Raw genomic sequence first — 11,506 nt, 5'->3', positions numbered from 1 at the left:
TCGCGCACGTACTCACGAAGGTAAGCCTAACCTGAGTTGCCGGTGATCGTGCGGCGCACTGCGGAGGTGGCTGAAGCTCACGGCATGGGCTGGGGCGGCCTGGGGCCCGAGTAGGCGCCCGTGGGGCGCATCCGGAGCGGACGCTCCGTGTACTCCTCCAGGGTGTGTGCGATCCAGCCGGCCGTGCGGGCGACCGCGAACACCGTCTCCCCGGCCTCGGGCGGCATCTCCGCGGAGACCGACAGCACGGCGAGGGCGAGGTCCACGTTGGCGTGCAGGGCCACGTGCCGGGCCGTCGTGGCCTCGACCTCGCGCGCCGCCTCCAGTGCGTCCGCGGCCGCCGGTACGGATTCCAGCCGGGCGAACAGGGCGGTGGCGCGGGGGTCGGGGCCCGGGTAGAGCCGGTGGCCGAGGCCCGGCACGCGGCGCCCGCCGCGCAGGTGGTCGGCCACGACCGCCCCCGCGCTGCCCCGCTGCAGCACCTCCGTCAGCATCCGGTGCGCCAGACCGCTCGCCGCGCCGTGCAGCGGGCCCTCCATCACCCCGAGCCCGGCCGAGACCGCGGCGTAGGGGTGGGAACGGGCGGAGGCGGCGACCCGTACGGCGAGCGTGGACGCGGCCAGGTCGTGGTCGATGAGCAGCACGAGGGCGGCTTCCAGGGCGCGCAGTGACGCCTCGTCGGGCGCCTGCGCGGTCAGCCGGGACCACAGCCTGCGGGGGAGCGGGGCGCCTCCGCCGTCCCCCCGGGGCAGCCGCCCGGCGGCCGGCAGCGCGTCGACCAGCGTCGGGATCAGCCCGCGCGCCGTGCCCAGCACCGCCTCGGGCGACAGGTCGAAGCGCATCGGGTCGGCGGCGGCCGCTGCGATCGCCGCCACCCGCAGCCGGTCGGTGGGACCGCTGTGCGCGGGCATGGCGCTCACCGCGCGGAGCGCCGCGATCAGGCCGTCCTCCGGGGCGGTGAACCGCGTGCCGGGCCGCAGCCGGCCGGTCCACAGCCACTCCGCGACCTCCTCGTAGCCGTACCGGTCCGCGAGCGCGGTGGCGTCCACGCCGCGGTAGAAGTACCGGCCCTCCTCGATGAGGGTGACGCCCGTGCGGATCGCCGTCTCGCCGCCGAACGCCGTCTCGCGCCGTCCGCGCCGCACGAGCGCGTCGACCTCGCGCGCGTCGAAGGTGCTGCCGCGCCCGCCGGGGCCGCGGCGGCTGGTGAGCTGCCCGCGGCTCACGTACGCGTAGACCGTCTCGGGCTTCACTCCGAGCCGCTCGGCGACCTCGCGGGTGGTCAGCCGCTCGTCCGTCGCGCCGTCGCGCTCCGCGTCGTCCGCCGGCCGCCGGCCCGCGCCGTCCTTCGTCCTGTGATCCGCCATGGAGGACACGCTATCCACCCGCTGTCCACCTCTGCATATTGATTGGAATCAACATTGACAACTGTTGAGTCAAGCATGGACAGTCCCATCAAGGCTTGATCGATCACTGAACACGGATCAGGGGGCAGCAATGCCGATCACCGAAGTGCCGCGCGGACTCGCCGGCGTCGTCGTCACCGACACCGCCCTCGGCGACGTCCGCGGCCGGGAGGGCTTCTACCACTACCGCCAGTACTCGGCCGTCGAACTCGCACGGACCCGGTCCTTCGAGGACGTCTGGCACCTGATGTTCCGCGGCTCCCTGCCGGACGCGCAGCAGCGGGCCCGCTTCGCCGCCGAGACCGCGGCCCTGCGCCGGCTCCCGCAGGACGTGCGCGACGCCCTGCCGGGCATCGCCCGCGCCGGTGCCGCCTCCGGCCCACTCGCCGGGCTGCGCACCGCGCTGTCCCTGCTGGGCGCCTCGTCCGGGCTCCGGCCGCTGTACGACACCGACGCCGCCGGGCGCGAGGCCGCCGCGCTCGCCGCCTGCGCCGCCGTTCCCACCCTGCTCACGGCCCTCCACCGGCTCGGCAGCGGACTGGAGCCTGTCGAACCGCGCGACGACCTGCCGCACGCCGCCAACTACCTCTACATGCTCACCGGAGCCGAGCCCGGCACCCGGCAGGCCCGGGCCGTCGAGCGGTACCTCGTCTCCACCATCGACCACGGGTTCAACGCCTCGACGTTCACCGCTCGCGTCATCGCCTCCACCGGTGCGGACCTCGCCGCCTGCCTGTGCGGCGCGATCGGCGCGCTCTCCGGCCCGCTGCACGGCGGCGCCCCCAGCCGGGCGCTCGACACCCTCGACGCCATCGGCACCCCCGGCCGCATCGACTCCTGGATCCGTGAACGCGTCCTCGCGGGCGAACGGATCATGGGCTTCGGGCACCCCGTCTACCGCACCGAGGACCCCCGCTCCCGGATGCTCCGCGAGATCGCCCGGGAGTTCGGCGGGGACCTCGTGGACTTCGCCGTCGAGGTCGAGGGCCGGGTGGAGGCGATCCTCGCCGAGCTCAAGCCCGGCCGGGAGCTCCACACCAACGTCGAGTTCTACGCGGGCGTCGTCATGGAGCTGTGCGGGCTGCCGCGCGAGATGTTCACCCCCACGTTCTGCGCGGCCCGCGTCGTCGGCTGGAGCGCCAATATCCTGGAGCAGGCGGACGACTCGAAGATCATCCGCCCGGCGGCCCGGTACGTGGGCCCGCCCCCGCACCAGCCGGTCCCCGCCGTGCTCGACTGACGATGGAGGCGCCCCCCGTGGCCAAGCGACAGATCCCGGTCATCGTGCTCGCAGGATTCCTGGGATCGGGCAAGACCACGCTCCTCAACCACCTCCTGGGGAGGAGCGGGGGCACCCGCATCGGAGCGATCGTCAACGACTTCGGCAGCATCGAGATCGATGCCATGAGCGTCGCCGGGCAGGTCGACTCGATGGTCTCGCTCGGCAACGGATGCCTGTGCTGCGCCGTGGACACCAGCGAGCTCGACGGCTTCCTCGACCGGCTCTCCCGCCCCGCGGCCCGCATCGACGTCATCGTCATCGAGGCCAGCGGCCTGGCCGAGCCGCAGGAAGTCATCCGGATGATCCTGGCCAGCGACAACAAGGACATCGTCTACGGAGGCCTCGTCGAGGTCGTCGACGCGGCGGAGTTCGCCGCCACCCGGGCCCGGCACCCGGAGCTCGACCGCCACGTGGCCATCGCCGACCTCGTCGTCCTCAACAAGGCGGACCGGGTCGGCGACGAGGCCCGCCGGGAGATCCTCGGCGTGCTGGAGGAGCTCGGCCCCGGCACGCCCGTCGTGCCCGCGTCGTACGGGCGTATCGACCCGGAGCTGCTCTTCGACCGCAAGCCGCGCGAGGACGACCCGTCGAAGACGCGCCAGCTGTCCTTCGAGGACCTGTGCGCCGACGACGAGCCGGACGGCCACGACCACCACAGCTGTGACGGACACGGCCACGACTGCCACGACGGCTGCGGCCGCAACGGGCACCTGCACGCCGCCTACGAGAGCGTCGAGTTCGTCTCCGAGGAGCCCGTGGACCCGCGGCGGCTGATGGAGTTCCTCGACAGCCGGCCGGAGGGGCTCTACCGGATCAAGGGCTTCGTGTACTTCGGCATAGCCGGGCACAAGCACAAGTTCGCCGTCCACGCCGTGGGCGACTTCCTGCGCTTCTACCGCTCCTCGTGGGCACGGGCCGAGGAACGGCTCACCCAGCTCGTACTGATCGGCAGGGGAGTCGACACGGCGGCCCTGCGGGCCGGGCTGGACCGCTGCCGCGTGACCGCGGGGGAGCCGCCGGCGGAGGAGAACAGCATGTGGGGCGTCCTGCGGTACGCACAGGGCTGACGGGGGCGCCCGCGGCGCCCCCGCCCTCCGGGCCCGGTTACACCGGGCCCGCCAGCGCCTTCACCGGCTTCGCCAGGGGAGCGCCCGAGCCGTCGCGCCGCGGGTCGGCCTCCGGCAGCTCCACCGGGGCGCCCTTCGCATCCGCCGCCCGCGCCGGCGCGGCACCCGCCCAGGCCATGACGAGGCAGTCCTCGCCCTTGAGGAAGCGCTGGCAGCGCACACCGCCCGTCGCCCGGCCCTTGCGCGGGTACTGGTCGAAGGGGGTCAGCTTCGCCGTGCCCTCCGAGGCCCCCAGCAGGGTGCCCCGCGCCCCGGCCTGGGTGAACACCACCGCGTCGGCCGCCGGGTCGATGGCCGTGAAGGAGATCACCTTCGCGTCCGCGGCGAGCTTGACGCCCGCCATGCCGCCCGCGGGCCGGCCCTGCGGCCGCACCTGCGAGGCCGGATAGCGCAGCAGCTGGGCGTCGTCGGTGATGAAGACGAGGTCCTCCTCGCCCGTCCGCAGCTCGGCGGCGCCGACGATGCGGTCGCCGTCCTTGAGGGAGATGACCTCCAGCTCGTCCTTGTTGGCCGGATAGTCGGGGACCACGCGCTTGACGACGCCCTGCTCCGTGCCGATCGCGAGCCCCGGCGAGGACTCGTCCAGCGTGGTGAGACAGACAACCGTCTCGCCGTCCGCCAGGGAGAGGAACTCCGGCACCGGTGCGCCGCCCGCCAGGCTGGGCGCCGCCGCCGTCTCCGGCAACTGCGGCAGGTCGATCACCCGCATCCGCAGCAGGCGTCCGGCCGACGTCACCGCGCCCACCTCGCCCAGGGCCGTCGCCGGCACCGCCGAGGCGATCACGTCGTGCTTGACGCGCTTGGCCTCGCCCGCGGCGGGCGGGAAGGGCTCGCCGGTGGCCGTACGGGCCAGCAGGCCGGTGGAGGACATCAGCACGCGGCACGGGTCGTCGGCGACCTGCAGCGGGACCGCCGACGCCGGGGCGCCGGCGGACTCCAGCAGGACCGTCCGGCGGTCGGTGCCGAACTTCTTCGCCACGTCGGCCAGTTCGCCCGAGACCATCTTGCGCAGCTCCGCGTCGGACTCCAGGATCCGCGTCAGCTCCTCGATCTCCTCGGTGAGCTTGTCGCGCTCCCCCTCCAGCTCGATGCGGTCGAACTTCGTCAGGCGGCGCAGCGGGGTGTCGAGGATGTACTGCGTCTGCACCTCGGAGAGGGAGAAGCGCGCGATGAGGGCCTCCTTGGCCTGCGCTGCGTTCTCACTCGATCGAATGATCCTGATGACCTCGTCGATGTCGAGCAGGGCCACCAGCAGGCCCTCGACCAGGTGCAGCCGGTCGCGCCGCTTGCCGCGCCGGAACTCGCTGCGCCGCCGCACCACCTCGAAGCGGTGGTCGACGTAGACCTCCAGGAGCTCCTTGAGGCCGAGCGTCAGCGGCTGGCCGTCGACCAGGGCGACGTTGTTGATGCCGAAGGACTCCTCCATCGGCGTGAGCTTGTAGAGCTGCTCCAGAACGGCCTCAGGGTTGAAGCCGTTCTTGATCTCGATGACCAGGCGCAGGCCGTGGGCGCGGTCGGTGAGGTCCTTGACGTCGGCGATGCCCTGGAGCTTCTTCGAGCCGACCAGGTCCTTGATCTTGGAGACGACCTTCTCGGGGCCGACGGTGAAGGGCAGCTCGGTGACGACCAGGCCCTTGCGGCGGGCCGTCACGGTCTCCACGGAGACGGTGGCGCGGATCTTGAACGTGCCGCGGCCCGTCTCGTAGGCGTCGCGCACGCCGCCGAGGCCGACGATGCGGCCGCCCGTGGGCAGGTCCGGGCCGGGGATGAACTTCATCAGCGTGTCGAGGTCGGCGCCCGGGTGCTTGATCAGGTGCCGGGCGGCCGCGACGACCTCGCCGAGGTTGTGCGGCGGCATGTTCGTCGCCATGCCGACCGCGATCCCGGACGAGCCGTTGACCAGCAGGTTGGGATAGGCGGCGGGCAGGGCCACGGGCTCCCGCTCGCTGCCGTCGTAGTTCGGCGTGAAATCGACGGTGTCCTCGTCGATCGACTCCGTCATCAGGGACGTCGCCGACGCCATCCGGGCCTCGGTGTAACGCATCGCCGCGGGCGGGTCGTCATTGCCGAGGGAGCCGAAGTTGCCGTGGCCGTCGACCAGCGGCACGCGCATGGAGAACGGCTGCGCCATGCGCACCAGGGCGTCGTAGATGGAGGCGTCGCCGTGGGGGTGGAGCTTACCCATCACCTCGCCCACGACGCGGGCGCACTTCACGTAGCCGCGATCGGGGCGCAGGCCCATCTCGTTCATCTGGTAGAGGATCCGGCGGTGGACCGGCTTGAGACCGTCGCGCGCGTCGGGCAGGGCCCGGGAGTAGATGACGGAGTAGGCGTACTCGAGGAAGGAACCCTGCATCTCGTCGACGACGTCGATGTCGAGGATGCGCTCCTCGAAGTTCTCCGGCGGCGGGGTCTTCGTGCTGCGGCGGGCCATCGCGGCTGCGGCTCCTTCGATCGATTGCCGAGGCAGGGTGCTGACGCGGACCATTGTGGACCGCGCCACTGACAACACCGGACACGACCCGTCCGTAAGGGGGCACCGCGCCGGGAACTTCGCCGGATGTCAGCGCGCTTGCATACAGTGACAGCACTGCTCATCACGCGAGTCATCGCGCACCGGCGCGAGATTTCAAGCGATCGAAGGGACGTACATGCCCATGGGTCACACGGCCACGCAACAGGCCGGTACCGGCGGCCTCACAGCGACCGAGCACCGCCTGGCCAACGGCCTGCGGGTGGTGCTCTCCGAAGACCACCTGACCCCGGTCGCCGCCGTCTGCCTCTGGTACGACGTCGGCTCGCGCCATGAGGTCAAGGGCCGCACAGGCCTCGCCCACCTCTTCGAGCACCTTATGTTCCAGGGCTCGGCACAGGTCAAGGGGAACGGCCATTTCGAGCTGGTCCAGGGCGCCGGCGGCTCCCTCAACGGCACCACCAGCTTCGAGCGCACCAACTACTTCGAGACCATGCCGGCGCACCAGCTGGAGCTGGCCCTGTGGCTCGAGGCCGACCGGATGGGCTCCCTGCTCACCGCCCTCGACGACGAGTCGATGGAGAACCAGCGCGACGTCGTCAAGAACGAGCGCCGCCAGCGCTACGACAACGTCCCCTACGGCACCGCCTTCGAGCGGCTGACCGCCATGGTCTTCCCGGACGGCCACCCGTACCACCACACCCCGATCGGCTCCATGGCCGACCTGGACGCGGCCTCCCTGGAGGACGCCCGCGCCTTCTTCCGCACCTACTACGCCCCGGGCAACGCCGTCCTGTCGGTCGTCGGCGACATCGACCCCGAGCAGACCCTCGCCTGGATCGAGAAGTACTTCGGCTCGATCCCCGCGCACGACGGCAAGCAGCCCCCGCGCGACGGCAGCCTGCCCGACGTCATCGGCGAGGAGCTGCGCCAGGTCGTCCGCGAGGAGGTCCCGGCCCGCGCCATGATGGCCGCCTACCGCCTCCCGCAGGACGGCTCCCGCGAGGCCGACGCCGCCGACCTGGCCGTCACCGTCCTCGGCGGCGGCGAGTCCTCCCGCCTGCACAACCGCCTGGTCCGCCACGACCGCTCCGCCGTCGCCGCCGGCTTCGGCCTGCTGCGGCTCGCCGGCGCCCCCTCGCTGGGCTGGCTGGACGTCAAGGCGTCCGGCGGCGCCGAGGTGGCCGGCATCGAGGCCGCCGTCGACGAGGAGCTCGCCCGCTTCGCCGCCGAGGGCCCGACGCCCGCGGAGATGGAGCGCGCCCAGGCCCAGCTGGAGCGCGAGTGGCTGGACCGGCTCTCCACCGTCAGCGGCCGCGCCGACGAACTGTGCCGCTTCGCGGTGCTGTTCGGCGACCCGCAGCTCGCCCTGACCGCCGTGCAGCGCGTCCTGGACATCACGCCGGAGGAGGTGCGGCAGGTCGCCCAGGCCCGCCTGCGCCCCGACAACCGCGCCGTGCTGGTGTACGAGCCCACCGAGCCGGCCGCCCCCGCCGCCGACGAGAACGCCGAAGCAGAAGAGGAGACGGCCAAGTGAGCGACGCCCTGGCCGCTGACACCGCCCAGCCTTCCATGGACTTCCACCCCCAGCCCCAGCCCGGGACCGCGGCCCCCTGGGCCTTCCCCGCCCCCGAGCGCGGCACGCTCCCCAACGGCCTGACGGTGCTGCGCTGCCACCGCCCGGGCCAGCAGGTCGTCGCCGTCGACATCAATGTGGTGGCCCCCCTGGCCGCGGAGCCGGAGGGCCTCGACGGCGTCGCCACCATCATGGCGCGCGCCCTGTCGGAGGGCACCGACAAGCACACCGCCGAGGAGTTCACCGCCGAGCTGGAGCGCTGCGGCGCCACCCTCGACGCCCACGCCGACCACCCCGGCGTGCGCCTGTCCCTGGAGGTCCCCGCCTCCCGGCTCGGCAAGGCCCTCGGCCTCGTGGCCGACGCGCTGCGCGCCCCCGCCTTCCCCGACCACGAGGTCGAGCGGCTGGTGGGCAACCGCCTGGACGAGATCCCGCACGAGCTGGCCAACCCCGCCCGCCGGGCCGCCATGGCGCTCTCCAAGGAGCTCTTCCCGGCCGGCTCGCGGATGTCCCGCCCGCGTCAGGGCACCGAGGAGACGGTCGCCCGCATCGACGCCGCCTCCGTGCGGGCCTTCTACGAGGCCCACGTGCGCCCCGCCACCACGACCGCCGTGGTCGTCGGCGACTTCACCGGCGTGGACCTCGACGAGGCCCTCGCCGACTCCCTCGGCGCCTGGACGGGTTCCCCGGCCGAGCCGTACCCGCTCAAGCCGGTCACCGCGGACGACACCGGCCGCGTCGTCATCGTGGACCGCCCCGGCGCGGTCCAGACGCAGCTCCTCATCGGCCGCATCGGCGCCGACCGGCACGGCCAGGTCTGGCCCGCCCAGAGCGTCGGCACGTACTGCCTGGGCGGCACCCTCACCTCCCGTCTGGACCGCGTCCTGCGCGAGGAGAAGGGCTACACCTACGGCGTGCGGTCCTTCGGCCAGGTGCTGCTGTCCACCCCGGAGGGCACCGGCGCGGCCATGCTCGCCATCAGCGGCTCGGTGGACACCGCCTCCACCGGCCCCGCGCTGGAGGACCTGTGGACCGTCCTGCGCACCCTCGCCGCCGGGGGCCTGACGGACGAGGAGCGCGACTCCGCCGTGCAGAACCTCGTCGGCGTCGCCCCGCTGAAGTACGAGACGGCGGCGGCCGTCGCGGGCACCCTCGCCGACCAGGTGGAGCAGCACCTGCCGGACGATTTCCAGGCGCACCTGTACGAGCGCCTCGCCGCGACGGGCACGGTGGAGGCCACCGCCGCCGTGGTGAGCGCCTTCCCGGTCGACCGCCTGGTGACGGTGCTGGTCGGTGACGCCGCGCAGATCGAGGAGCCCGTCCGGGCCCTCGGTATCGGGGAAGTGACCGTGATCACGGGCTGACGCCCCGGCGGGCCGGCCGCACCGGTCGGCCCGTCAACCGGCAGGCACGCGCACCCCTGAGGCACGCGTGCCTGCCAAATGTCCGGTTTAGTGGAGTGGTTGCACGTCTGTGTTGTGGCGTGGGCCACAAAATGGGGCTTCTGTTTGCCGATCGAAAGTGGCGGCGTCTAGCGTCAAAGCGTCTGTCCGTCAGATGTGCGTCGCATCCGCGGCCCGGGCAGACATCGCCGAGTCCCCGTACGGCGCGAGCCAGGGGAGCCGGGGACCCAAGTGTCCCTGGGGTGAATCGGGCCCCTTTCCGGAGGGATCCGTAGGAGACCTTCCTGCTCCGAACCCGTCAGCTAACCCGGTAGGCGAGAGGGAAGGAAAGGACCAGCCTCACCAATGGCGTTCACTCGTGCCACCGGGAAGCACCGCAAGCCGAGCCGCGCCGTTCGCGTCAGCGCGAACGCGGCGGGCATAGCCACCCTCGCCGCCACCGGTGTCGTCGCGGGCCTCGCCGCCCCGGCGATGGCCGCCTCTCCCGACGAGACTCACCGCCCCACCGAGGATACCGGCCTGACCCAGGCCGTCGTCATCGGCGAGGACACGGCCGGCCGCATCGGCGAGCAGGCCCAGGTCCAGACCAGCGCCGCGGCCGAGAACACCGCCGTCCACGAGGCCGAGACCGCCGCCAAGCAGCAGGCGGCCGACGTCAAGAAGGCCGCGGACGAGGCCAAGCGCAAGGCCGAGGCCGAGCGCAAGGAGCAGGAGCGCGTCGCTCGCGAGCAGGAGCGCAAGCGCCTCAACACCTTCGTCTCGCCGATCGCCGGCTCGTACGTCTCCACGTCCTACAAGGCCTCCAGCGGCCTGTGGTCCTCCGGCAGCCACACCGGCATCGACATGCACGCCGCGACCGGCACCTCGATCCAGGCCGTGGGCGCGGGCACCATCGTCGAGGCCGGCTGGGGCGGCGCCTACGGCAACAACGTCGTCATCAAGCACAACGACGGCACCTACACGCAGTACGGCCACCTCTCGTCCATCGACGTCAGCGTCGGCCAGTCGGTTACCGCCGGCCAGCAGATCGGCCTCTCCGGCGCCACGGGCAACGTCACCGGCCCGCACCTGCACTTCGAGGCCCGCACCGGCGCCACGTACGGCACCGACATCGACCCGGTCGCGTACCTCAGCGAGCACGGCGTCAACCTCTGACGCCCCTGCCCGCGCCCCCGCGCGGCACATTCGCCTGACGAAGGCCCCGGCCCACCGGCCGGGGTCTTCGTCGTATCCTCGTGTTGGCCAAAACATATCGATGACTTCACATGCGCCGTCGGAAATCGCGGACGGCTGCAATAGAGTCGCTGAACAGGCGTCAATCGGCCGCGTTTCGCGGGGGTTATGCGGAGGTTCACCCATGCGGGGCCGTACGTGAACGGTGATGGCACAGCAAATCAGAGCGGCCGTCGCATTTCCGCGCACGCCGTGTGCACGGCGATCCGTGACGACATTGTTTCGGGCACGTTTCCGCCCGGCAGCAGGCTCACCGAAGAAGTCCTCGCGCGCCGCTACGGCGTTTCGCGCGTGCCCGTGCGCGAGGCGCTGCGCACCCTGGCCTCGGAAGGGTTCGTGACCACCCGGCGGCACGCGGGCGCCTGCGTCGCGGAGCCGACCGAGCAGGAGGCCGCCGATCTGCTGGAGGTCCGCGCCCTGCTGGAGCCGCTGGGCGCCGCGCGCGCCGCACAGCGCCGTACGGAGGCGCACCTGAAGGTGCTGCGCGGTCTGGTCCGGCTCGGCCAGGAGCGGGCCCGTGGCGGGCGTACGGGCGAGCTGCGGCCGCTGGGGGACTGGTTCGACGAGACCCTCGCCCAGGCGTCCGGCAGCCCGAGCCTCGCGGGCCTGCTCACCCAGCTCCGGCTCAAGATCGCCTGGGTGTACGCGGCGGAGCCGCCCGCGCGCCCCGTCGACACCTGGGAGGTGCTCGGCGCCCTCGTGGACGCCGTCGCCCGCGGCGACGCGGAGCGGGCCCGGGCCATCGCGGCGGCCCGTGCGGACCGGTCGCCGGGGGAATTCCGGCTGCGCCGCACCGTGCCGGCGGCCCGCGTGCGGAATGCGGGTCCGGCCGTGCGAACGGTGATCTCCGGCTCCTGATCCCCGGTTCCGGTCCGGGTTCCCGGGGCGGGCCTATTTATGTCCGGTGTTACCGCAGGAACCATCTCCGGCCGAACTTCCGCCAAAGGAATGCCCGGCTGTTACCGCTGGAATGCCATGGATTTCACGCGGGCGCACGCGGGGTGTG

The 11,506-nt window shown here is 72.6% G+C and carries 8 protein-coding genes and 1 riboswitch; of the genes, 6 read left to right on the top strand and 2 right to left on the bottom strand.

The window, feature by feature from the left end; translation table 11 throughout:
* Window positions 1-77: 77 nt before the first annotated feature.
* Entirely contained in the window at window positions 78-1,367 is a 1,290-nt protein-coding gene (locus V7793_RS25235; RefSeq protein WP_336010223.1) for a citrate synthase family protein, read from the bottom strand.
* A 130-nt stretch (window positions 1,368-1,497) separates the two neighbouring features.
* On the opposite strand from V7793_RS25235, the gene V7793_RS25230 reads away from it, so the two are divergent.
* Together V7793_RS25230 and V7793_RS25225 are read left to right on the top strand one after the other, a co-directional pair.
* Complete coding sequence (locus V7793_RS25230) at window positions 1,498-2,646, top strand: citrate synthase/methylcitrate synthase (protein ID WP_336010222.1); 1,149 nt, start codon at window positions 1,498-1,500, stop codon at window positions 2,644-2,646.
* A gap of 17 nt (window positions 2,647-2,663) precedes the next feature.
* Complete coding sequence (locus V7793_RS25225) at window positions 2,664-3,755, top strand: CobW family GTP-binding protein (RefSeq protein WP_336010220.1); 1,092 nt, start codon at window positions 2,664-2,666, stop codon at window positions 3,753-3,755.
* A gap of 37 nt (window positions 3,756-3,792) precedes the next feature.
* Here the strand turns inward: V7793_RS25225 and V7793_RS25220 are convergent, their stop codons facing one another.
* Window positions 3,793-6,249 (bottom strand): DNA gyrase/topoisomerase IV subunit A, encoded by a 2,457-nt coding sequence (locus V7793_RS25220; RefSeq protein WP_336010218.1) that lies wholly within the window; start codon window positions 6,247-6,249, stop codon window positions 3,793-3,795.
* Window positions 6,250-6,472: 223 nt separating this feature from the next.
* Here V7793_RS25220 and V7793_RS25215 point away from each other — a divergent pair, with 223 nt between their 5' ends.
* The 4 genes from V7793_RS25215 to V7793_RS25200 all read left to right on the top strand — a co-directional run bounded on the left by V7793_RS25215 (window position 6,473) and on the right by V7793_RS25200 (window position 11,358).
* The gene (locus tag V7793_RS25215) at window positions 6,473-7,825 is read left to right on the top strand and encodes a M16 family metallopeptidase (RefSeq protein WP_336010227.1); all 1,353 of its coding nucleotides are present in this window, start codon (window positions 6,473-6,475) and stop codon (window positions 7,823-7,825) included.
* 35 nt (window positions 7,826-7,860) lie between these two features.
* Window positions 7,861-9,228 carry a M16 family metallopeptidase gene (locus V7793_RS25210; RefSeq protein ID WP_336010225.1) on the top strand — a complete coding sequence of 456 codons (1,368 nt, stop codon included), beginning with the start codon at window positions 7,861-7,863 and terminating at the stop codon, window positions 9,226-9,228.
* Window positions 9,229-9,443: 215 nt separating this feature from the next.
* Window positions 9,444-9,599: riboswitch (cyclic di-AMP (ydaO/yuaA leader) on the top strand.
* Window positions 9,600-9,612: 13 nt separating this feature from the next.
* A complete protein-coding gene (locus V7793_RS25205; RefSeq protein ID WP_336010216.1) occupies window positions 9,613-10,422 on the top strand; it encodes a M23 family metallopeptidase in 810 nt (269 codons plus the stop codon).
* Window positions 10,423-10,692: 270 nt separating this feature from the next.
* Entirely contained in the window at window positions 10,693-11,358 is a 666-nt protein-coding gene (locus tag V7793_RS25200) for a GntR family transcriptional regulator (RefSeq protein WP_336010215.1), read from the top strand.
* Window positions 11,359-11,506 lie beyond the last annotated feature (148 nt).

The sequence above is a fragment of the Streptomyces sp. KLMMK genome (assembly GCF_036961605.1).
Classification (GTDB): Bacteria; Actinomycetota; Actinomycetes; order Streptomycetales; family Streptomycetaceae; genus Streptomyces; species Streptomyces telluris.
This window is presented reverse-complemented; position numbering and strand designations above follow the sequence as displayed.